The sequence below is a fragment of the Micromonospora sp. NPDC000663 genome (assembly GCF_042898105.1).
Classification (GTDB): domain Bacteria; phylum Actinomycetota; class Actinomycetes; order Mycobacteriales; family Micromonosporaceae; genus Micromonospora.
In genome coordinates, this window is record NZ_JBIAYR010000012.1 from 1 (window position 1) to 22,197 (window position 22,197).

A 22,197-nucleotide genomic window follows, 5' to 3' on the forward strand; every position below is an offset into this window, starting at 1 on the left:
CCACCGCCACAGCCTGACCGCCGCGACGCCGCCCGGCCGACAGGCCGGACGGCGTGTCATCCAACACCGTGAACGTTCGTGGTCACGGCACTAGCCGGCCGGCGGTGGCTGTCCACCCCCGCCGGCCGACGTCTCCTGGTCAGTTGTTGTACGGCATCGTGGGAAACCATCCGTGCCCGAACATGGCGGGCAGCCGGACGTCCCAGTAGACGACCGTGAAGACGCCAAGGGCGATCAGCAGCGCGCCGGTCACCGCGACGGTACGGGCCGGGTCGCTGGACAGCCAGGCGATGGCGCGCCCCCGGCTGAGCAGCACGATCAGGCTGAACAGGGCCGCCACGATGACGATGTTGCCCAGGGACTGGAGGATGAAGGCCCCGGCGCCGTACAGCGGGTTGCCATTGTCGACGGCCCAGTGGAACAGCTTGTTGAACAACGGATACGGGCGTCCGATGAGGAAGGCGCCGACGAGCGCGCCGAGGGTGACCACGCGGGCTACCGGGCGTCGGGCGAAGGGGTCGGGGAGGATGCCGAGCGCGGCGAGCCCCAGGTAGACGAAGGCCAGACCCACCAGACCGAACACCACAATCGACTGCCAGAGGCGTACGGGTATGCCGCCGGCCGTCTCGGTCGACAGTTGCGGCAGCCGATCGCCGATGAGCACTCCGACGAAACCGTAGACACCGGAGACCGTCACCATGCCGAGAGTCAGCCAGCCCACCGGCTTGAGCATGCTGCGCAGGCCGCTGCGGGTGGGGGAGTCGGCGCTGGCCTGGCTCATCGGGCCGATGGACGCCGCCATCGCGATGTTGCAGGCGGTGAACGTGCCGGCCAGGCCGGAGACGAACGCGAACGCGAGGCCGGCAAGTGTGCCGCCGATGGCGGTGGCCTTGGCGTCGTGGCCGAGCAGGGTGTTGGCGACGTTGTCGCCGATGACGTGGTCGACGAACTCGAACGACCAGAGGATGGCCAGCAGCACGCCGGCCACGACGCTGCCGAGGATGATCCGGCCCCGGCGCTGGGGCCCGCTGCTCGGCGGCACGGTGATTGCCTGGCGGTGATCATGCAGAGTCATGGACGCCATTGTCTGGCCGAATCGGGCCGGTGGGCTGTTCCAGATTGCTCCTGCTCCGGACGGGCCGGCAATCCGGGATAAAAGCGTACGACCGCGCGTGCGTAATCACCCGTTCTGCCACGGTGCTGGGCAGTCCGTCGAATCTTGCGTGCAGCGTGCCGACAGGCACGCAAAAATGCTTGCACAAGCTGCCTGGCGACCGGTATTGCAACTCACGTCGACCAATGCGGCGGCCGCCCGGTACGCATCGGAGCAATTTACGAGATGGGTAGCCGCCGGTATGATCCCATCGTTGAGTCGGTGCCGTCGGGTGCCTTCAAAATGGTGCGGAGGGGCATGTGGCCACGCTAGCGAGAGACAACCAGCGTTCTGTCAGTTGGATGAACGGGGCGGGTCATCGACTGACTCTCGGTGTGTTCATGTTCATTGTGTTGGCCCACTGGGCCGAGCACCTCGTGCAGGCTGCGCAGATCTGGGCCTTCAACCAGCCGCGACCGCAGGCGCGTGGCGTTCTCGGCCAGTTCTATCCGTGGCTCGTCTCGTCCGAGCTGCTGCACTACGGCTACGCGATCGTGATGCTGATCGGCCTGTTCGCCCTGCGCGACGGATTCGTCGGGCGGGCACGGACGTGGTGGACGGTGGCGCTGGCCATCCAGTTCTGGCACCACATCGAGCACCTGCTGCTGCTGATCCAGGCGCAGACACACAACTACCTGTTCGGCGCCGCGGTGCCGACCAGCATCCTTCAGTACTTCTACCCCCGCGTCGAGCTGCACCTGTTCTACAACACGGTCGTCTTCGTCCCGATGGTGGTGGCCATGTACTTCCACCTGCGCCCCAAGCCCGCCGAGCGGGAGCTCACCACCTGCACGTGCGCCCGCGAGCTGGTCCGGGTCTGACGGCGATGAACGGAACCACCCGGTGGGGGCGGATCGCGGCGGCGGCCGGCGCGGTCGTCGTCGTCGCGATCGGCGTGCTGATGTACGCCGGGAGCCGGGGCGCCGACCTCGGGCCGGTCTACCCGGCCGACGGCGCGGCCCTGCGCGAGCCGCCCCGCCAGGTGTCGCTCACCTTCGACGAGGCGGTGCGGCCCGCGCAGATCCACATCGGGGTCTCCGACGACGGCGGCCACCTGGTGCCGTCCGGCGCGCCTGTGGTGTCCGGTGCGAAGATCGACAAGTCGGTGACCATCCAGGCCGACGGTGACTACGTGCTCGCCTATCACGTCGTCCTGGCCGACGGCCGGACCTTCACCGGCACCAACCGTTTCCGGGTGTCCTCGTCGATCGCCTCCCCGGAGGCACCCGCCGACGCCGCGCAACCGGCCGCCGGCGGCCACGACCACTTCGGCAGCGATCCGCTGAGCGTCGTGCTCACCGTCGTCGCCGCGGGATCCGTCATCGCGCTGCTGGTCATGCTCATCCACCGGCCTCAGCCCCGCCGGCCCTAGGGCCGTGTGCCGGGTCCACCAGCTGGCCCACGGCATCTCCCGATGGCGACCGGCCGCATTGTGAGAAATGGTCCGGATGCGGTACGCATCCGGACCATTTCCGGCTTTGCGGATTTCGGCCCGGATCCGACCGTTAGACCTGGCCGGCCCTCGGCAACACCAAAGAAGACACTTCACCGACGTCTTGCCAGGCTCAGGTAGATGGCGAGGCGTACAACGCTTTCCAATGTCGGCCTAGTGGCACAGGAGTAGCCCACCGATGAACGCTCTTCGAGTGATTCGCCGCAAGGTAATGACACCCAACCGATCCGCCACCAGGATGGATGTCCGCGGATTCCACGTCAAGAGCCCCGAGGCGCGCACGCTGCTGGAGACCGTCGGTGGCACATTTCTTGACGGCTTCGGAATTGCCGCCCAGGCTCGGACACCGGCTGACGCCGAAGCGCCGCTGGCGGCCATACCCCCTCGGTTCCGGGGTTTCGCCAACGAGGGCGCCGCCATGGCTTTCGCAATCCGCGACGGCATGCGCCCCGGCGGGCGCAATGTCGAACGCTATCTGGCCGGCTCCGGCGCCGACCACATCTACATGGCGTACGTCGGCGTCGGGTGGGCCATGGCGCGACTGCCCCGCATCTGCTGGTCGAGGCTGCACGCGCCCGATCCGCTGCTGCGCTGGCTGGTGCTCGACGGCTACGGGTTCCACCAGGCCTACTTCCGCACCGAGCGGTATGTCTACGACAGATACGAGGACAGCTCGATACCGTGGCGTGACGGGACCGCGTGGGACTACGCCGCACGGGCCATCGACCAGGGCATCGGTCGGGCGCTCTGGTTCATCGGCGGCACCGACGTCGACGTCGTGATCGGCCTGGTCGAGCGCTACCCCCGCCAGCGGTGGGCCGACCTCTACAGCGGCATCGGGCTCGCCGCCACCTACGCCGGTGGCGCCACGGAGGCCGAACTGACCGCCCTGTGGGAGCAGGCCAAGGACTATCGACCCCAGCTGGCGCAGGGCGCCGCCTTCGCGGCAGGTGCCCGCGCCAGAGCCAACCTGGTCTGCCCGCACAACGAGACGGCCACCCGGATCCTCTGTGGCCAGCCGGTGGCGCTGGCGCAGAAGGTCACCGATGAGGCGATGGTGGACCTTCCGGGCGACGGCCAGGTACCGGCGTTCGAAGTCTGGCGCCAACGGATTTCGGATGCCTTTGCTCGTTCCGGACACTACGAACAAACCGCCACGGAGCAAAAATGACCCGGATCGCTATTGTCGGTATGGCCTGCCGTTACCCCGATGCCAACAGCCCACGCGAGTTGTGGGAGAACGCCGTCGCCGGGCGACGCGCGTTCCGCCAACTGCCGTCGGAGCGGATGAACCTCGACGACTACTGGTCGGCCGACCCGGACGCACCCGACCGGTTCTACGCCCGGATGGCCGCCGTCATCGAGGGTTACGAGTTCGACCGGCTGGCCTTCAAGGTCGCCGGCAGCACGTACCGGTCGACCGACCTGACCCACTGGCTCGCCCTGGACGTCGCGTCGCAGGCGTTGGCCGACGCCGGTTTCCCAGGCGGCGAGGGGCTGCCCCGCCAGCGTACGGCCGTCGTCGTCGGCAACAGCCTGACCGGTGAGTTCTCCCGCGCCGGTCAGATGCGGCTGCGCTGGCCGTTCGTCAGGCGTACGGTCGCCGCCGCGCTGCGCCGCGAGGGCTGGGACGACGATCGGCTCGGCGCATTCATCGCGAAGCTGGAGGGCGTCTACAAGGCACCCTTCCCCGAGGTGGACGAGGACACCCTCGCCGGCGGTCTGTCGAACACGATCGCCGGCCGCATCTGCAACTACTTCGACCTCAACGGCGGTGGCTTCACCGTCGACGGCGCCTGCTCGTCGTCGCTGCTGGCGGTGGCCACCGCCTGCAACAACCTGGTCGACGGTGTGGTCGACGTGGCGGTGGCCGGCGGGGTCGACCTGTCGATCGACCCGTTCGAGATGATCGGTTTCGCCAAGACCGGGGCGTTGGCCCGCGGCGAGATGAAGGTCTACGACCGGGGAGCGAACGGGTTCTGGCCCGGTGAGGGCTGCGGCATGATCGTCCTGATGCGCGAGGAGGACGCCCTGCGCAGCAACCAACGGGTGATCGCCACAGTGGCCGGCTGGGGCATGTCCTCCGACGGCAAGGGTGGCATGACCCGGCCGGAGTTCAGCGGCTACCAACTGGCGATGCAGCGGGCGTACGAGCGCGCCGGGTTCGGTGTCGAGACGGTCAGCATGTTCGAGGGTCACGGCACCGGCACCTCCGTCGGTGACGCGACCGAGCTGCGCGCGTTGTCCGAGGCGCGGCGGGCGGCCGGCGCCACCGGGACGCCGGCCGTGGTCGGCTCGGTCAAGGCGATGATCGGCCACACCAAGGCCGCCGCCGGTGTGGCAGGTCTGATCCGGGCCGCGATGGCCGTGCACCACCAGGTCCTGCCGCCGGCGTTGGGCTGTAGCGATCCCCACGACCTGCTGACCGCACCGGACGCGACGCTCCGGGTGTTGCGTCAGGCCGAGCCGTGGCCGGCCACCGGCCCGGTCCGCGCCGGCGTGACCGCCATGGGCTTCGGTGGCATCAACACCCACGTCGTGCTGGAGAACACCAAGCGGCGCAACGGATTCGATGTGCGGACCCGCGCCATGGCCACCGCCATCCAGGACCACGAGCTGCTGCTGATCGACGCGGCGTCGGCGACCGAACTGTCGGACCGGCTGCGGGAGCTCGTCGACTTCGTGCCGGTGATCTCGTACGCCCAGCTCGGCGACCTGGCCGCGACCCTGCACCAGCGGCTGCGGGACCTGCCGTTCCGCGCGGCCGTGGTGGCCAACTCGCCCGCGGACGCCACCAACCGGCTGCGGAGCCTGCTGGAGAAGGTCGAGGCCGGTGAGACGACAAGCTTCAGCGCCGACGGACGGACCCTGCTCGGGTACTTCGCCCGGCGGGGTCAGGTCGGCTTCCTGTTCCCCGGCCAGGGTTCCGGGCAGGGGACCAGCGGCGGCGCGATGCGACGCCGTTTCACCGAGGCGCACGCGGTGTACGCCAAGGCCGCCCTGCCGACCGACCGCGACACCCTGGCCACCGAGGTGGCGCAACCCCGGATCGTCACCGGGTCGATCGCCGGCCTGCGGGTCCTGGCCTCGCTCGGGCTGCACGCCTCGGTGGCCCTCGGTCACAGCCTCGGCGAGCTCACGGCCCTGCACTGGGCCGGGGCCCTGGACGAGGACGCGCTGCTACGGCTCGCCGCCGAGCGTGGTCAGGCCATGAGCGAGCACGGCGTGACCGGCACGATGGCCAGGATCAGCGCCCCGGCGGTCGAGGTCGAGCAGATCATCGACGGCACGGACGTCGTCATCGCCGCCTACAACAGCCCGCAGCAGACGGTCATCGCCGGGCGCGTCCAGGCCGTCGAGGCGGCCTGTGTCCGGGCCCGCGAAGCCGGTTACGTCGCCGGGCGGCTGCCGGTGTCGCACGCGTTCCACTCGCCGCTGGTCGCGAAGGCGGCCGGGGTGTTCGCCGCGGCGCTCGACGGCCAGACCTGGGCGCCGCTGACCGGCCGGGTGATGTCCTCGGTGACCGGTGAGCTGCTGCCGGCCGACGCGGACCTCACCGGGTTGCTGCGCAACCAGATCACCGATCCGGTGCTGTTCCAGCAGGCTCTCGCACAGGTGGGCAAGGAGGTCGACCTGTTGATCGAGGTCGGTCCCGGCCGGGTGCTCACCGGGCTCGCCACGGCCGCGGACCTGCGCGCGGTGGCCCTGGACAGCGACGACGAGTCGCTGACCGGCGTGCTGCGGGTGGTCGGGGCGGCGTTCGTGGTCGGCGCCGCCGAGGTCGACTCGAGCCTGTTCCACGGCCGGCTGCTCAAGCCGTTGGAGATCGGGGCCAGGCAGTCGTTCTTCGCCAGCCCCTGCGAGGCGGTCCCGGCACTCGACATCGACGTGCCGGTCCAGCCGGCCGTCGCGGCGCCGTCGGTCCAGGCGCCGACGGACTCACCGGCGGGCGGCGCGGGGGCGGCGGTGGCCGACGATGCCGCGACCTCCAGTCTGGAGCTGCTGCGGCGGCTCGCCGCCGAACGGGCCGAGCTGCCACTGGACCTGGTGCGTCCGGAGAGCCGGTTGCTCGACGACCTGCACCTGAGCTCCATCACCGTGGGTCAGATCGTCAACCAGGTCGCGACCCAGCTCAAGATCCCGGTCGGGCAGACACCGCCCAACTTCGCCACCTCGACGGTACGGGAGCTGGCGGACGCCTACGAGGCGATGGCCCGCGACACCGAACCCGCCCAGGCGGCCGCTCCGGTGGCGCCCGCCGGAGCGGCCCCTTGGGTCCGCCCCTGGTCGGTGGACCTGGACGTCACACCGATTCCGCCCCGGACGGCAAGGGACACCGACGGCGAGTGGCAGGTCTTCGCGCCGGCCGGTCACCCGTACGCGCAGGACCTGAGCGCCGCCCTGGCGCGGGCCGGGGTGGGCGCGGGTGTGCTGGTCTGCCTGCCACCGGACTGCGCCGAGCAGGACATCGAACTCGCCCTGCGCGGCGCCAAGGTGGTCCTCGCCGGCCCGCCGAACCGCCGTTTCGTCCTGGTCCAGCAGGGCCGGGGCGCGGCCGGGTTCGCCAAGACGCTGCACCTGGAGTCGCCGCAGACCCGGGTGACGGTGGTCCACCTGGCCGACGCGGATCAGGCGGTGGGACGGGTCACGGCGGAGACGGCCGTGACGGAGTCCTTCACCGAGGTGTTCTACGACGCGGACGGCACCCGCCGCACCCCGACCCTCCGGGTGCTGCCCTTCGAACCGGCCCGGACCGTCCAGGCCCTCGCGGCGCAGGACGTGCTGCTGGTCACCGGAGGCGGCAAGGGCATCACCGCCGAGTGCGCCCTGGCCATGGCCCAGGACAGCGGGGCCAGTCTCGCGCTGCTGGGCCGATCCGACCCGGCGGAGGACGCGGAGCTGTCGGCGAACCTTCAGCGGATGGCGCAGGCAGGTGTCACAGTCCAGTACGCCCGGGCCGACGTCACCGATCCCGAGTCGGCCAGGCGCGCGGTGGAGACGCTTACCGCGACGCTCGGCCCGATCACCGCGGTGCTGCACGGCGCCGGCCGCAACGAGCCGGCCTCGCTGCTCACCCTGCAGGCGGACACCATCGGCCGTACGCTCGCGCCGAAGGTGGGAGGCCTGCGCGCGGTGCTGGCCGCCGTCGACCCGGGACAGGTACGACTGCTCGTCACGCTGGGCAGCATCATCGGCCGCGCCGGACTGCCCGGCGAGGCCCACTACGCCACGGCGAACGAATGGCTGGACGACGCCACCGCCGAGTTCGGCAGGCAGAACCCGCACTGCCGCACGCTCTGCCTCGAGTGGTCGGTGTGGTCGGGCGTCGGCATGGGCGAACGGCTGGACGTGGTCGAGAAACTCGACCGCGACGGAGTGAGCGCCATCCCACCGGAGCAGGGGATCGCCGTGCTCCGTCGGCTGCTGGCCGATCCGGACAGCCCGAACACCGTGGTGATCAGCGGCCGGACCCACGGCATCGACACGATGCGCTACGACGAGCCGGAACTGCCGCTGCTGCGGTTCGTCGAACGCCCGGTGGTGCGCTACCACGGGGTCGAGCTGATCTGCGAGGTGGAGCTGAGCGACGGAACCGACCTGTACCTGGCCGATCACCTGCTCGACGGCAACCAGCTCTTCCCGGCGGTCTTCGGCATGGAGGCCATGGCACAGGTCGCGACGGCGGTCACCGGCGCGGTCAACGCGCCGGTCATCGACAACGCGGAGTTCCTCCGACCGATCGTCGTGCCGCCGCACGGCAGTACCCGGATCCGGATCGCGGCCGTCGTCACCGGCCCGGACACCGTGGAGGTCGCGCTGCGCAGCGAGGAGACCGGGTTCAACGCCGACCACTTCAGGGCCCGGCTGTGCTTCACGCCGACACCTCCGGCGGCGGGGGCACCCGAACCTGTCGAACCCGGCCTGCCCGAGGTGCCACTCGACCCGGCGACCGACCTCTACGGTCCGGTCCTGTTCCAGGGACGCCGGTTCCAGCGCCTGCGCACGTACCACCTGGCCGCCGCGCGCGACGTGGACGCCACGGTGGCGGCGGACGCCGCGACCGACTGGTTCGCCGCCTACCTGCCGTCCACCCTGCTGCTCGGCGATCCGGGCGTGCGGGACGCGATGATGCACGGCAACCAGGTCTGCGTACCCGATGCGACGTTGCTGCCCCAGGGCATCGAGCGGATCGTGCCGGCCGGCGCGGCCATGTTCGACGCCGACTCCCTGCGGTTCCGCGCCACCGAACGCTCACGCGACGGCGACACCTACGTGTACGACATCGCGCTGCGCGACGCGGCCGGCACCGTCGTCGAACGGTGGGAGGGCCTGCGACTGCGGGCCGTACGCAGGCAGGACGGCTCGGGCCCGTGGCACCCGGTCCTGCTCGGTTGCTACCTGGAACGGGCGATGCGGGACGTGCTGGGTCACCCGGTCTCGGTCGCGGTCGAACCCGCGCCGGCGGGGCCGGCCCAGTCGACGACCACCATCGCGGTCGGTCGGGCACTGGGTACGCCGACGAAGGTCCGCTACACCAGGGACGGCCAGCTCCGGGTCACCGGGGAGCGGAACGTGTCGGCCAGTTCGGCCGCCGGTCTCGCCCTGTGCGTCGCGGCCGCGGACCAGACCGGCTGCGCGGTCACCCCGGTGACGCGCCAGACCCCGGCGGAGTGGGCCGACCGGCTCGGTTCCCGGATCGAGCTGGCACGTCAGGTCGCCGAGGCCGCCGGGGAACCGCTCGACGCCGCGGCGACGCGGATCCAGGCCGCCCTGGACTGCCTGCCCGCCGCCGACGAGTGGCACCTGGTCTCGACCGAACCGGTCGGATGGGTCGTGCTCGGATGCGGTGACCGCCAGGTCGCCACCTTTGTCACCCGGGTGTCCGGCGCACCGGAAACGGTCGCCGTGGCCATTCTCAGCGGAGGGCGTGAATAGGCAGTGACGAAATACTACGAGTATCGCCACACCGTGGGGTTCGAGGAAACCAACATGGTCGGCAACGTCTACTACGTCAACTATCTGCGGTGGCAGGGCCGGTGTCGGGAGATGTTCCTCAAGGACCGGGCGCCGGAGGTCCTCGAAGATCTCCAGCAGGACCTGAAGTTGTTCACCCTCAAGGTGGACTGCGAGTTCTTCGCCGAACTGGCGGCCTTCGACGAACTGTCCATCCGGATGCGCCTGACCGAGTTGGCGCAGACCCAGGTGCAGTTCGGCTTCGACTACGTGCGGGTGGACGGGAGCGGGGAGACGCTCGTCGCGCGCGGCAGTCAACGGGTCGCCTGCATGCGGGGCCCCAACACCCGCACGACTCCGGCCCGCGTGCCGGAGGCGCTGGCCAAGGCCCTGCAGCCCTATGCCTAGACGGCCCCCGGAGGCGAATGTGGAAAGGCTCCAGCCAACCCAGGACGTGGTCCACGAGAAGGCGTCACTGCGCCGGGTCTTCGGCGCCTTCGCCACAGGCGTCACGGTGGTGACGGTGGGTGGAGAGATCGCGCACGGCATGACCGCCAACTCCTTCACGGCGGTCTCCCTCGACCCGCCGCTGATCCTCGTCTGCGTCGGGCGCGACGCCCTCATGCACGACGTCCTGGAGCAGCGGCCGGCCTTCGCGGTGTCGATCCTGGCCGCCGACCAGAGCGCGCTGGCCAGGTATTTCGCCGACAAGCGGCGGCCGGTCGGCCGGGATCAGTTCAACGCGGTGTCGTGGTCTCCGGGGGCGTACAGCGGCGCGCCGCTCATCGACGGGTCGCTCGCCCATCTCGAATGCGAGCTGGAGCAGCACCACGAGGCGGGCGACCACACGATCTACGTCGGTCGGGTGCTGTCACTGTGGCGCCGACCCGGCGACGACGCACTGCTGTTCCTCAACGGCCAGTTCCTGCGGACCGACGAGTCGCCGGAGACGGTGCCCGCCCAGCCGGGGTCCACCGGCGCCGCGTAGGACCGACCGGCACGACCGGCACGACCGGCACGACCGGGCGGCCACGGCCGCCGACCTGTTCACAAAACTCCGTCCCATTCCAGACCGCGGACCCGGCTCGGCCATTTCGGTGGCCTGCCGGGTCCTCGGCGTGTTCACCACCGGACCATTGCGCATTTCGCGAGAAGACGCCCCGCGGCGCAGAACCCACGATTTCCTCGGCAGGAACCGCTGCCGCCGTCCGGCGTCGGCTGACGCCTTTTCCGTCGAGATGAGAGGATCCAATGCGATCGAGCCCAGTCGCGGTGGTCCGCAGACTCGCCCCAGCACTATTCGTCCTCGTCCTGTGCACCACGCTGTTCGTGGTGGCTCAGCGGCCCTCAATTTCCGCAGCCGACGAGGCCGCACTGGCCTCGCAGTTCCGGTTCACGGAAATGCCGATCGCTCTGCCGGAGAACGTCCCGCAGAAGTCGGTGCGGGTGGTCAACCCGAGGTACAAGCACATCCGGTCGTGGATCTCGTCGGTCGGCGCCGCCATCTCCATCAACGACCTGGACGGTCGCGGTGTGGCAAACGACCTCTGTCTCGTCGACACGCGAACCGACGCGGCAATCGTCACCCCGGCCCCGGCCGGCGGCGAGAACTACCAGCCCTTCGTGCTGAACCCGGCCCCCCTGCCGATGAACGACGTCATCGCGCCGATGGGCTGCGTCCCGGGCGACTACAACGGTGACGGCTGGAACGACCTGTTGGTCTACTACTGGGGGCGTACCCCCGTGGTGTTCCTGCACCGGGGCCAGCAGGGCCCGCTGACCCTGGCCAGCTACCAGCCCACCGAACTGATCGCGCCGTCCACCGGCCCCGGCGGCACCTACCAGGGCAAGCAGTGGAACACCAACGCCGTGGCGGTCGCCGACTTCGACGGCGACGGGCACCCCGACCTCGGGGTGTTCAACTACTTCCCGGAAAGCGGAGTGCTGGACCCCCACGGGCAGCCGAACGTCCAGATGAACCACTCCATGTCCCGGGCCACAAACGCCGGTGGCGCGCACATCCTGCGCTGGACCGGGGCGACCGCGACGTCGGTGTCCTTCGAGGAGGAACCGGCCATCAATCCCCGCTTCGCTACCGGCTGGACGCTGGGCGCCAGCTCCGCCGATCTCGACGGCGACCTGCTGCCCGAGCTCTACCTGGCCAACGACTTCGGTCAGGACCGGATGTTCCACAACCGCTCGACCAAGGGCGACATCAAGTTCGAGTTGGTGGAGGGCGAGCGGGACGCGCTCACGCCCAAGTCCCTGGTCGTCGGGCACGACTCGTTCAAGGGCATGTCCATCGAGTTCGGTGACCTGAACGGCAACGGCCAGTTCGACGCCTTCGTCAGCAACATCACCACTCCGTGGGGTCTGGAGGAGAGCAACCTCACCTGGATCAACACCGAGAGCAGCGAGGCCGGCGCCAAGGCCAAGCTGGAGAAGGGCATCGCGCCGTTCCGCAACGAGGCCGCCGACCTCGACATGGCCTGGACCGGTTGGGGCTGGGACTCCAAGATGGCCGACTTCGACAACAGCGGCCACCTGGCTGTCGTACAGGCCTGCGGTTTCGTCAAGGGCACCATCAACCGGTTCAACTGGCTACAGGAACTGGCCATGAGCAACGACCTGTTGCTGGAGAACCCGGACATGTGGCCCAAGGCCGAGCCGGGTGACGACATCGCCGGGCACGAGCCCATGGCGTTCTGGGTGCGCGACGGCGACCGCTTCGTCAACATCAGTGCCAAGCTCGGCCTGGACGTGCCGATCCCGACCCGGGGTGTGGCGGTCGCCGACACCGACGGCGACGGCGGGCAGGAGTTCGCCATCGCCCGCCAGTGGGGTGCACCGGCCTTCTACCGCAACGACAGCGCGGACCGTGGTGACTTCGTGGGCCTGCGCCTGCACCGACCGGCCACGGCCGGCGCCGCGGCCGGACCGATCGGCACCCCTGCGTACGGCGCCAAGGTCGTGGTGACCACGGCCGACGGCCGCCGGCAGGTCGCCCAGCTCGACGGCGGCGGCGGCCACTCCGGCAAGCGGAGCTTCGACGTGTTCTTCGGTCTCGGCGACCAGGGCTCGCAACCGGTGTCGGCCGAGATCAGCTGGCGGGACCTTCAGGGGAACGCCCGGGTGCAGAAGGTCGACCTCGCCGCCGGCTGGCACGACCTGATGCTGACCGACCAGGTCAAGGAGGTAGCAGCGAAATGACGGCGACGGACAGCGTCTCGACAGGTGACGGGCGCGGCAAGAACCAGCTATCCAGCACCATCACCCTCCCGTCGCCGGCCAGGGACGTGCCGGTGCCGCCGGCGCTGCGGCGTGCGGAGGACAAGCGAGCTGGCCGGCCACCACGGGTGGACAGCCGGGACCCGCGCTACCTGGCGCTTCGGAACTTCGCCATCTCGATGAGCATCTTCAACATCCTGGGCTACACGGTTCTCGGGTTCGAGCAGCCGTGGGCCTGGCCGTTCTTCGCCCTGGCCATCGGTCTGGGCCTGGAGATCGTGATCGCGCTCATCGCCGCCTGGGCCACGCGGAGCACACCCGCCTTCGCCGGACACGGCGCATGGGGGTTGTTCACCTTCCTCCTACCTGCGTACATCACCACACTCGCGGTCAACATGCTGCTGTACGCGAACGACAGGTTCTGGCCGATCGCCCTCGCCGTGGTGATCGGTGTCGGTCAGAAGGCCGTCCTCGTCGCACCCATCAAGGGGCGGATGCGGCACTTCATGAACCCGTCGAACTTCGGCATCACCATGAGCCTCGTCCTGTTCTCCTGGGTCAACATCGCCCCGCCGTACCACTTCACCGAGCATGTTCCGGACGTGTTCCGGATCGTGATCCCGATCGTCCTGCTGACCGCCGGTACGGTGCTGAACGCCGTACTGACCAAGAAGGTCCCGCTGATCCTGGGCTGGGTCGGCACGTTCGTCATCCAGGCCCTGGTGCGGCACTGGGTCTGGGACGTCAACCTGTGGGCGGCGCTGGTGCCGATGACAGGTGTGGCGTTCCTGCTCTACACCAACTACATGGTGACCGACCCCGGCACCACCCCGAGCAAGCCGCTTCACCAGTTCATGTTCGGCATGAGCGTGGGCGTCGTGTACGGCGTGCTGATGCAGTTCAACATCGTGTACACCCTGTTCTTCGCGACCACACTGGTCTGCCTCGGCCGGGGCGCCATGTGGTGGCTGAAGTGGCTGCGGGAGCGCCGCCGGCCGGCGGTCGCCGCGCCGGCACCCGCGAGCTGACGTGACGACCGGTGTCTCGGGCGGTGACACAGGCGCGGCGGTCCGCCCCACGGACTGCTGTGTGTGGCGCATCGACCCGACGGACGCGCCCGACTGGTGCGAGGAGTTGCTCAGCGAACCGGAACGGGCCCGCGCCGAGTCGTTCCACAACGTCGTGGCGCGACGACGGTTCACCTCGGCCACCGCGCTCGTCAAGGTCGCGGTGGCCGGGTGGGCCGGTTGTGATCCCTTCGATGTCCGGCTCCGGCGGGAGTGCCCGGACTGCGGACGGCTGCACGGCCGCCCCGAGGTCGTGGGAGGCACACCCAACGTCTCCCTCTCGCACTCGGGCGACCGGGTCGCGGTCGCGCTGTACGAACACGGACCGGTCGGGGTGGACGTGGAGCAGGTGGACCCCGACGTGGACATGGACAACATGCTGGGATTCGTGTTCGGCGAGGCCGAGCGCCGGGACTTCAGCGCCATCGAGGACCCCTCGGCCCGACTCCAGGCCTTCTACCACTGCTGGACCCGCAAGGAGTCGGTGCTCAAGGCGACGGGCGACGGTCTACGGCTCCCGATGTCGAACGTGACAGTGGGGGCGTCGCACGGACAGGTGCGGCTGACCGGCTTCACCGACCGGCCGGAGCTGGTCGAGACGGCACAGATCGTGGACCTGCGGCCCGAACCGGGATACGTGGGGGCGGTGACTGTGCTGTCGACCCGGCCCGTACGGGTCTGGGAGTTGGACGGGGCGGACGCGTTCGCCACCGCTGCCGAACTCGTCCGCGACCGTTCACGGATCGCCGTGCGATAGGGCGGTCCTTCCGTTCGAGACGGGACACGAGTGCCGGGCGCCCAGGCGTCCGGCACTCGTGTTCGTGCGGACGGCACGGTGGGAGAGGGCCGACCACGGCCGGCGGTGCCATGGTCGAGGGCAACCGCCTCGCTCCCACCGACGCCGATGACAGGCGGTGCAACCCGTGGCGCACCCCGACAGGAGATTCGACGGATGAGCCCAGTCGACACGAGCCCGCTGCAGGACCGGCTCGCGTTTGCCCGACAGGTCAAGGCCGCCTCCACAGGCGAGCTGCTGGCCCTGATGCAGTCACCACGCCGCGCGTCGATCGTGCACGACATCGTCGAGGACCTGCCGGCGGTCTTCCGGGCCGACCGGGCCGGCGACCTCGACGCGGTGGTGCACTGGAAGGTGACCGGGCGTCCCGACGGCGGCACCGACACGCTGGAGCTGGTCATCACGCAGGGAACGCTCACGGCATCGCTGGAGCCCACACGCCCGGCCCGTCTCACCCTGACCCTCGGTCCGGTCGACTTCCTGAGGATGGTCACCGGCAACGCCAACGCCAAGATCCTGTTCCTGCGGGGCCGTATGAAGGCCCGCGGCGACCTGGGTCTCACCACGCGTTTTCCCAGCCTGTTCGACACGCCGCGGCCGTAAAGGAAGGTACGTGGACAACTTCGACGCCCTGACCGCCGACCAGGTGATGACCCTGGAGGCGTACGCCGACACCATCATTCCCGGGGAGCAGCGTGATCCCGGCGACCGCGCGGTCGCCGGCGCGGCCAGCGGAGGCGGCGCCGTCGCCTCCGGAGCCGTGGACCTGATGCTCTCACCCGAGGGCGGGCTGGCGGGCACCCTGGACAGCCTGGCCGAGGGGCTGAACGAGCACGCCCGCGACTACGGCACCCGGACCGGTCTCGACCTGGATCCCGCGGTGCCGCCCTTCGTGGCGCTGTCCTTCGCCGACCGGATCGCCCTGGCCCGGGAACTGCTGGCGCCCGGCCACCCGGAGCAGGAGCTGTGGGTCGCGCTGGCCATGTTCAGCGCGATGGCCTGGGACACCGGCGCCCACATGAGTACGACCGACGCCCTCGCCTCGGACCATCCGGGTCTGACCCAGATGGGGTTCATGCCACCCGATCCGGACGGCGCGTGGCGCTTCCCCCGATTTTCCTATGGCCGTGCCCTTGCCGCGATCCACCCGCGGACGACCCCGAGAGGAGATCCGCAGTGACAGCCCACGAACGGACCGATGTCCTGGTCATCGGCAGCGGCTTCGGCGGCGCGATCCCCGCGTACCACCTGGCGGCCGGCGGAGCCTCGGTCGTCGTCCTGGAACGCGGCCCGTGGCTGACCGCCGACGAGTTCGAGCACGACTTCAAGTTCGGTTCGTCGTCGACCCGGGTGTTCGAGTTCACCATGGGCGAGGGGATGAACGTGCTGGGCGGCAACTGCGTCGGCGGCGGCAGCGTCGTCTACTTCGCGGCCATGCCCCGCGCCCCGCGCTTCGTGTTCGAACGCGAGGGCAGCCTCGGCCGGCGGATGTGGCCGAAGTCCATCACCCGGGAGGCGCTGGAGCCCTGGTACGACCGGGTGGCTCAGGCCCTGCCCATCACCCAGAGCAAGTGGGACGACGTCACCTACGCCGGTGGCGTGTTCGCGGCGGCCTGTGACCACGCCGGTCGTACGGCCAACCCGGTCGCGGCAGCCATCGACACCGACCTGTGCACCAACTGCAACTGGATGATGTCCGGCTGCAAGTTCGACGCCAAGCGGTCGCTGCTGCTCAACTACCTGCCGGCGGCGGTCGACCACGGCGCCCAGATCCGGCCCCTGCACGAGGTGCAGCGCATCGAGCGGTCCGCCGACGGTGACTTCCTGGTCCGCTACACGGTTGTCGACCCGGTCGACTACCGCGTGCAGGTCGACGAGGGTGTCATCGAGGCGAAGCTGGTGGTGGTGGCGGCCGGGGCGGCGGCGACCCCGGTCATCCTGCAGCGGTCCGAGGAGACCCTCGGGGCGATGCCACCAGCTGTCGGGCGTTACTTCTCCGGCAACGGCGAACGGCTCAACACGGCGATCCTCAACGAGGACCGGGTCCGTGACGTCCTGGGACTGGACCGGGGCGACGGCCTGGCGTACGCGGCCAACCAGATCGGCCGCGGGCCGTCCGCCGCCAGCTGGGACCGCCTCGACGGCTCGCTGCCCGAGTTCAGTCGCTACTCGTTGGAGCAGCTGTACTTCCCCCCGGGGTTCGGCACGATTCTCGCTCAGGCGCCCGACGCACAGGGGCCGAGCTGGTTCGGGGTGGACAAGAAGGAGATCCTGCGGCGCTGGCAGTCCTGGCTGACGATCTTCATCATGTCCGAGGACGACAACGAAGGCGTCTTCGGTCCTCCTCCGGAGACCGGCAACGCCGACCGCATCTCCATGCAGATGCTCAGCCGGGGCAACCTGAGGTACGAGCCGACCGCCAACACCCGGCGCGGGTGGGCCCTTGCCGACGCGGACATCCGCGACATCCTGGAGCGCGACGGCCTCGCCCGCGTGATGCCCTGGACCAACGAGGTCATCGGGGCGTACACGGTGCATCCGCTGGCGTCGTGCCGGATGGGCGACGACCCGGAGACCTCGGCCCTGGACGACACGAACGAGCTACGCGACCACCCGGGGATCTTCGTGACCGACGGCTCGGCGGTGCCCGGGGCGTTGACAGTCAATCCGGCGTTCACCATCGCCGCGATCGCCGAGCGCGCCGTGCCGCACATCGTCCGGGCCGCCCAGTCCCGTGGCGTCGACGTCAGGTATCTCGGGTCGCTGCCGCCGGGGGAGCGGGCCAGCCGCCGGACACCTGTGGCGGTGAACGGCCGTGACGGCCAGCCCGTGTCAGTCCCCTCGGTTTAGCCGAACATCAGGAGGATCCGTGTCGAACCAGACGAGTGTCTACGATGATCTGATCGCTGACGGCGACGACGTCGAGGCGTTGGTGACCGGGCTGAGCCCGGATCAGTGGTCCACTGCCACGCCGGCGCCGGGCTGGACTGTCAAGCACCAGATCGCCCACCTGGCCTTCGTGTCCCACCTGGCCGCGCTGTCGGCGACCGAGCCGGACGCCTTCGCCGAGCACGTGGCCGACGCCAGGCGGGACTTCCAGGCGGCGGTGAACAACGCCCTGACCGCGTACCTGGAGCTGCCCACCGACGCGCTCGTGGAGAGGTGGCGGCAGGAACGCGACACCGCCGCCAAGGCGCTCGCCGCAGTCGATCCGACGGGCACCGTCCCGTGGCTGGTCACCCCGCTGCCGCCGTCGGTGCTGGCCGCGGCCGGCATGATGGAGCTGTTCGGCCACGGGCAGGACATCGCCGACGCGCTGGGACGGACCCGCGAGCTGACCGACCGGATCGGCCACCTGGCCTGGTTCGGCTTCCGTACCCGCGACTTCGGCTACCAGGCGCACGGGTTGACGCCGCCGACGCAGGAGTTCCGGGTCGAGCTGACCGGTCCGTCGGGCGTGGTCTGGGAGTTCGGGCCGCCGGACGCGACCCAGCGGGTGACCGGCCCGGCCGTCGACTTCGCCCTGCTGGTCAGCCGCCGTCGACACCGCGACGACCTGTCCCTGACCGCGCAGGGCGAGGAGGCCGACCGCTGGCTCGACGTCGCCCAGGCGTACCGGGGGCCGGCCGGGCCGGGGCGCCGTCCCGGTCAGTTCGCCAAGCGGTAGGTACACCGAGGTCCGCCTCCGCGGGCGCCCCGAGGGCGCCGCGGAGGCGGACCTTTTCGTGCGTGCCTGCGTCACCGCCGTGGTGCGGCCCCGCGCGGCGTCGGGACCGGCGCGCGTCGCGCCACCGGTCCCGACGCGCGTCGCGCTACCTGCCTCGGGGCGCCATTTCGGCGGTACGGCCGGCCGCAGCCCGCACGGGACGGCCCGGGCGGTGAGCCTCCAGGTCGGGAATGGCGTAGAGGATGGGCAGGTCCGTCGTGCGCTTCGGTCGCAACGCGATGCCTACCATGCTGGTGGACCGGTCCGCCACGGTGACCGGATCGACGTCGCCCAGGAGCAGCGAGCGTCGGGTCCAGGGCTCCGGGTCGACGCTGTCCGCCGTCGCCACAGCCCTGACGAACCACTGCCCGGGGGAGACGTCGGGCAGGCAGTAGCGTGCCTTCGTGCCGGCCTCGGCCTCGACGACGGTCCAGGCCGCCGGCCGCCGCTGGATGATCGGGGTGTCGAACGCGCCGATGTAGACACGTGCCGTGGCATACCCGGCCGGCAGGGTGACGGTGCCGGTGATGGTGCCCGACTCGGGCAGGGCCTCGTCCTCGGGCTGAGGTGTCCCGCGGATGCCCTCGGTCCACATTCGTCGGAAGCGGCTGGGCGAGGTGCCCACGCTGTCGGTGAAGTGGTTGGTGAACGACCCCAGGCTGTTGAAGCCGACCGCCAGGGAGATGTCCGTGACGCTCATCGAGGTGGTGGCGAGCAGGCGTTTGGCCTGGTAGATGCGAACCGCAGACAGGTACCTCCCGGGGGAGACCCGGGTCGCGGCCCGGAACACGCGGGAGAAGTGGAACCTGCTGAGGATTGCGCTCTTGGCTATCTCGTCGAGCGACAGCGGCTCGCTGTAGCCCTCCCAGATGCGCGCGATGGCGGACTTGATGGCACTGTTCATGGCGGCCTCCGTGAGCAGAGCAACACGATCCGTCATCACTCTGCCGGGGCGACCTCGAGAGCCGGTTGGGCTCGGATGGGGCCGTGGTCGAGGCCGGCTGGGGCCACCGGCGGTGATCCGGGGGTGCCCGCGGGCTGCGTCGCGGAGCGCCAGGCGTATGCCGTGACCAGGGCCGAGGGCCCTTCGGAGGACGGGGGGATCCGCTGCCTCAGGCTCTACTTCGAGGCTGCTTGAAAACGAGTTGCCGGGATGGTGTCGTATCAAGGTGCACCCGTTCGTAGAACTAACGTACGGCGGCGACGGCCGGACCGCCGTGCACGAGGAGTCGGGAGAGGCCCTCGTCCGGGCAATGAGAGGAGACGACCTTGACGGAGTACCTGATCGCCTTCAACGATGAGTGGGTGGGTCCGCACACGGCGGAGGAGATGGGCAAGAAGGGCGTAGCCGTCCTGGCCGTCATCAAGGAGATGCGGGCCGAGGGTGTCCTGATCTCCAGCAACGGCGGGCTCGACGAGTCCACCGCGGTATGCAGTGTCGAGTCGGTCGACGGCAAGCCCGTCTTCAGCGACGGCCCGTACGTCGAGACCAAGGAGCACCTCGGCGGCTTCGCCGTCATCGAGGTCGCTGACGACGAGGCGGCGCGACACTGGGCCGGCAAGCTGGCGACCGCGCTCGAGTGGCCGCAGGAGGTGCACCGCTTCCCGAATCCCGGGCAGAACCGGTTCAACGGTTCTGGAGACAAGTGAGTCTGGTGCCCAGGTACCTGCTGTCCGTCTACGGACCGGCAGAGCACACCGAATCCGGCACCCGCCCCTCTGGGAAGGCCACACCGCAGGCGTCCGCCGACGCCGGCGCCTTCACCGAGAGGCTGCGCAGGGACGGTCACTTCGTCTTCGCCGACAGCCTGGAGCCCGTGACGACCGCCACCACCGTCGACGGACAGGGCGGCAAGCCGGTCCTCACTGACGGGCCCTACCTGGAGACGGCGGAGCAACTCGACGGCTTCTGGGTCGTCGAGGCGGCCGACCTCGACGTGGCCCTGGTGCTCGCCGCCGAGGGGTCGAGAGCGTGCGGCGGCGCCGTCGAGGTGCGTCCCTTCCGCACCGAGGGATCCGATCGGACGCTGCCGCAACCGTGAGTGGCCCCACCGTCGAGCAGGCGATCACCGGTGCCCACCGCGAGGAGTGGGCACCGGTGGTCGCCAGCCTCGCACGCCGTTTCGGCGACCTCGACATAGCCGAGGAGGCAGCGGCCGAGGCGTTCGCGGCGGCGGCGGAGCGGTGGCCGCGCGACGGCGTGCCGCCCAACCCGGGCGGCTGGCTCGCCACCACCGCGACCCGCAAGGCGATCGATCGTCTCCGTCGGGAGCTGCAGCGCGACGCCAAGCACCAGGAGGCCCTGATGGTGTACGACGACACCCCTCCTGAGCCGACCGGTCCGGTCGAGGACGACCGACTCAGGCTGATCTTCACCTGCTGCCACCCCGCGCTCGCGATCGAGGCCCGGGTGGCGCTCACCCTGCGGCTGCTCGGCGGCCTCACCGTCGCCGAGATCGCGCGCACCTTCCTGGTGCAGGAGACGACGATGGCGCGACGGATCACCCGCGCCAAGACGAAGATCAAGGCGGCGCACATCCCGTACCGGGTGCCCTCGGAAGACGACATCCGCGAGCGGCTCGCCGGCGTGCTCGCAGTCGTCTACCTCATCTTCAACGAGGGCTATCTCGCCAGCGAGGGCGACGACCCGTTGCGTGTCGACCTCACCGACGAGGCGATCCGCCTCGGCCGCCTGCTCCGGACCCTCCTGCCGGACGACGGCGAGGTGGCCGGCCTGCTCGCCCTGATGCTCCTCACCGATGCCCGGCGGCCGGCGCGCGTGTCCCGTACCGGGGAACTGGTGACCCTCGACGAGCAGGACCGCGGCGCATGGGACCGCGCCCTCATCGCCGAGGGCAGAGCCCTGGTCCACGAACGGGTCAGGGCGACGGCGACCGGCGGTGACCCGCCCGGGTGCTACCAGCTCCAGGCCGCCATCAACGCGGTCCACACCGATGCCCCCTCCGCCCGGGACACCGACTGGTCCACAATCGTCGCCATCTACGGCCGCATGGTGCTCCTCGACCCGTCGCCGATCGTTCGGCTCAACCGGGCGGTCGCGGTCGCCGAGGTCGACGGCCCCCTGGTCGGGCTCGCTGAGATCGACCGGCTCGCCGGGATCCTCGACGGGTACCACGCCTTCCACGCCGCTCGCGCCGACCTGCTCCGGCGAGCCGGGCGCGGCCGCGAGTCGCGGATGGCCTACGACCGGGCCATCGATCTCGCCGGCAACCCCGCGGAACGGGCCTACCTCACCCGCCGACGCGACCAGCTCGCCAGCTGACCCTTCCCGTTGGACCCGGACGGGCGACGGCAGATGGCCCTCGGGTCGACGGGTCGGCGGCGGTCGAGGTTGGCCGCGTCTGATGGGCCCGATCAACCGAAGAGGAGATGCTCATGGTGTTGCCGCAGGTGGTCTCCCGCGATCAATGGCTGACGGCCCGTAGGGCGCTCCTCGCCAGGGAGGAGCAGCTCCCCCCGCGGCATGCCGCGGTGGTCGCCGCCCGCCGTCGTCTGCCGATGGTACGGATCGAGAAGGACTACGTCTTCGAGGGCGCCCGTGGACCGGCGACCCTTCCGGAGCTGTTCGAGGGCTGCCGTCAGCTGATCGTCTTCCACCTCATGTTCGATCCGGACTGGGACGACGCGTGCCCGAGCTGCTCGGCGTTCTCCGGCAGACTCCATCCGGGACTTCTGGCGTCGATGCGGACGCGGGGGGCGGCGGGGGGGGGCGGGGGCCCCCCCCCCCCGCCCCCCCCCCCCGCCCCCCCCCGCGGGGGGGGGGGGGGTGTTAACGGGGTTGGGTGGTTGGGGTGGGAGGTAAAAAAAAAAAAAAACACC

Annotated in this window: 19 protein-coding genes; 17 read left to right on the forward strand and 2 right to left on the reverse strand. The window is 70.3% G+C overall.

What is annotated here, in order from left to right:
* Nucleotides 1-139: 139 nt before the first annotated feature.
* Complete coding sequence (locus ACFY1S_RS26395; RefSeq protein WP_387123183.1) at nt 140-1,075, reverse strand: hypothetical protein; 936 nt, start codon at nt 1,073-1,075, stop codon at nt 140-142.
* Between the two features lie 419 nt (nt 1,076-1,494).
* On the opposite strand from ACFY1S_RS26395, the gene ACFY1S_RS26400 reads away from it, so the two are divergent.
* The 13 genes from ACFY1S_RS26400 to ACFY1S_RS26460 all read left to right on the forward strand — a co-directional run bounded on the left by ACFY1S_RS26400 (nt 1,495) and on the right by ACFY1S_RS26460 (nt 18,318).
* Entirely contained in the window at nt 1,495-1,974 is a 480-nt protein-coding gene (locus ACFY1S_RS26400; RefSeq protein ID WP_387123185.1) for a hypothetical protein, read from the forward strand.
* 5 nt (nt 1,975-1,979) lie between these two features.
* Nucleotides 1,980-2,525: a copper resistance protein CopC gene (locus ACFY1S_RS26405; protein ID WP_387123187.1), complete on the forward strand. Its 546-nt coding sequence runs from the start codon at nt 1,980-1,982 to the stop codon at nt 2,523-2,525.
* Between the two features lie 259 nt (nt 2,526-2,784).
* Nucleotides 2,785-3,777 carry a DUF1702 family protein gene (locus ACFY1S_RS26410; RefSeq protein ID WP_387123188.1) on the forward strand — a complete coding sequence of 331 codons (993 nt, stop codon included), beginning with the start codon at nt 2,785-2,787 and terminating at the stop codon, nt 3,775-3,777.
* Nucleotides 3,774-9,542: an SDR family NAD(P)-dependent oxidoreductase gene (locus ACFY1S_RS26415; RefSeq protein WP_387123190.1), complete on the forward strand. Its 5,769-nt coding sequence runs from the start codon at nt 3,774-3,776 to the stop codon at nt 9,540-9,542. The genes ACFY1S_RS26410 and ACFY1S_RS26415 overlap by 4 nt, the downstream gene beginning before the upstream one ends.
* Nucleotides 9,543-9,545: 3 nt before the next feature.
* Nucleotides 9,546-9,968 carry an acyl-CoA thioesterase gene (locus ACFY1S_RS26420; RefSeq protein ID WP_364363082.1) on the forward strand — a complete coding sequence of 141 codons (423 nt, stop codon included), beginning with the start codon at nt 9,546-9,548 and terminating at the stop codon, nt 9,966-9,968.
* On the forward strand, nt 9,961-10,548 hold the full coding sequence (locus ACFY1S_RS26425) for a flavin reductase family protein (protein WP_387123192.1): 588 nt from the start codon (nt 9,961-9,963) through the stop codon (nt 10,546-10,548). The genes ACFY1S_RS26420 and ACFY1S_RS26425 overlap by 8 nt, the downstream gene beginning before the upstream one ends.
* Nucleotides 10,549-10,811: 263 nt before the next feature.
* A complete protein-coding gene (locus ACFY1S_RS26430) occupies nt 10,812-12,770 on the forward strand; it encodes a CRTAC1 family protein (RefSeq protein WP_387123194.1) in 1,959 nt (652 codons plus the stop codon).
* Nucleotides 12,767-13,816 (forward strand): enediyne biosynthesis protein, encoded by a 1,050-nt coding sequence (locus ACFY1S_RS26435; protein ID WP_387123196.1) that lies wholly within the window; start codon nt 12,767-12,769, stop codon nt 13,814-13,816. Before ACFY1S_RS26430 ends, ACFY1S_RS26435 begins: the two co-directional genes overlap by 4 nt.
* A gap of 1 nt (nt 13,817) precedes the next feature.
* On the forward strand, nt 13,818-14,612 hold the full coding sequence (locus tag ACFY1S_RS26440; protein WP_387123198.1) for a 4'-phosphopantetheinyl transferase family protein: 795 nt from the start codon (nt 13,818-13,820) through the stop codon (nt 14,610-14,612).
* A gap of 285 nt (nt 14,613-14,897) precedes the next feature.
* A complete protein-coding gene (locus tag ACFY1S_RS26445) occupies nt 14,898-15,254 on the forward strand; it encodes an SCP2 sterol-binding domain-containing protein (RefSeq protein WP_387123374.1) in 357 nt (118 codons plus the stop codon).
* Between the two features lie 46 nt (nt 15,255-15,300).
* Nucleotides 15,301-15,831 (forward strand): DUF5987 family protein, encoded by a 531-nt coding sequence (locus ACFY1S_RS26450; protein WP_387123376.1) that lies wholly within the window; start codon nt 15,301-15,303, stop codon nt 15,829-15,831.
* Nucleotides 15,828-17,501 carry a GMC family oxidoreductase N-terminal domain-containing protein gene (locus ACFY1S_RS26455; protein WP_387123200.1) on the forward strand — a complete coding sequence of 558 codons (1,674 nt, stop codon included), beginning with the start codon at nt 15,828-15,830 and terminating at the stop codon, nt 17,499-17,501. Before ACFY1S_RS26450 ends, ACFY1S_RS26455 begins: the two co-directional genes overlap by 4 nt.
* A gap of 19 nt (nt 17,502-17,520) precedes the next feature.
* Nucleotides 17,521-18,318, forward strand: a complete 798-nt coding sequence (locus ACFY1S_RS26460) for a TIGR03084 family metal-binding protein (protein WP_387123202.1) — start codon at nt 17,521-17,523, stop codon at nt 18,316-18,318.
* 145 nt (nt 18,319-18,463) lie between these two features.
* Here the strand turns inward: ACFY1S_RS26460 and ACFY1S_RS26465 are convergent, their stop codons facing one another.
* A complete protein-coding gene (locus ACFY1S_RS26465; protein WP_387123204.1) occupies nt 18,464-19,261 on the reverse strand; it encodes a helix-turn-helix transcriptional regulator in 798 nt (265 codons plus the stop codon).
* A 365-nt stretch (nt 19,262-19,626) separates the two neighbouring features.
* On the opposite strand from ACFY1S_RS26465, the gene ACFY1S_RS26470 reads away from it, so the two are divergent.
* The 4 genes from ACFY1S_RS26470 to ACFY1S_RS26485 form a co-directional block, all read left to right on the forward strand.
* Entirely contained in the window at nt 19,627-20,007 is a 381-nt protein-coding gene (locus ACFY1S_RS26470; protein WP_387123206.1) for a YciI family protein, read from the forward strand.
* On the forward strand, nt 20,004-20,399 hold the full coding sequence (locus tag ACFY1S_RS26475; RefSeq protein ID WP_387123208.1) for a YciI family protein: 396 nt from the start codon (nt 20,004-20,006) through the stop codon (nt 20,397-20,399). Before ACFY1S_RS26470 ends, ACFY1S_RS26475 begins: the two co-directional genes overlap by 4 nt.
* On the forward strand, nt 20,396-21,640 hold the full coding sequence (locus tag ACFY1S_RS26480) for an RNA polymerase sigma factor (protein WP_387123210.1): 1,245 nt from the start codon (nt 20,396-20,398) through the stop codon (nt 21,638-21,640). The genes ACFY1S_RS26475 and ACFY1S_RS26480 overlap by 4 nt, the downstream gene beginning before the upstream one ends.
* A gap of 113 nt (nt 21,641-21,753) precedes the next feature.
* On the forward strand, nt 21,754-22,197 hold a 444-nt coding region (locus ACFY1S_RS26485), incomplete at its 3' end, for a DUF899 family protein (protein WP_387123378.1).

Coding starts and splice junctions, on each gene's coding strand:
- ACFY1S_RS26395 (WP_387123183.1), bottom strand. CDS start 1,075: ATGACTCTGCATGATCACCGCCAGGCAATCACCGTGCCGCCGAGCAGC.
- ACFY1S_RS26400 (WP_387123185.1), top strand. CDS start 1,495: ATGTTCATTGTGTTGGCCCACTGGGCCGAGCACCTCGTGCAGGCTGCG.
- ACFY1S_RS26405 (WP_387123187.1), top strand. CDS start 1,980: ATGAACGGAACCACCCGGTGGGGGCGGATCGCGGCGGCGGCCGGCGCG.
- ACFY1S_RS26410 (WP_387123188.1), top strand. CDS start 2,785: ATGAACGCTCTTCGAGTGATTCGCCGCAAGGTAATGACACCCAACCGA.
- ACFY1S_RS26415 (WP_387123190.1), top strand. CDS start 3,774: ATGACCCGGATCGCTATTGTCGGTATGGCCTGCCGTTACCCCGATGCC.
- ACFY1S_RS26425 (WP_387123192.1), top strand. CDS start 9,961: ATGCCTAGACGGCCCCCGGAGGCGAATGTGGAAAGGCTCCAGCCAACC.
- ACFY1S_RS26430 (WP_387123194.1), top strand. CDS start 10,812: ATGCGATCGAGCCCAGTCGCGGTGGTCCGCAGACTCGCCCCAGCACTA.
- ACFY1S_RS26435 (WP_387123196.1), top strand. CDS start 12,767: ATGACGGCGACGGACAGCGTCTCGACAGGTGACGGGCGCGGCAAGAAC.
- ACFY1S_RS26445 (WP_387123374.1), top strand. CDS start 14,898: ATGCAGTCACCACGCCGCGCGTCGATCGTGCACGACATCGTCGAGGAC.
- ACFY1S_RS26450 (WP_387123376.1), top strand. CDS start 15,301: ATGACCCTGGAGGCGTACGCCGACACCATCATTCCCGGGGAGCAGCGT.
- ACFY1S_RS26465 (WP_387123204.1), bottom strand. CDS start 19,261: ATGAACAGTGCCATCAAGTCCGCCATCGCGCGCATCTGGGAGGGCTAC.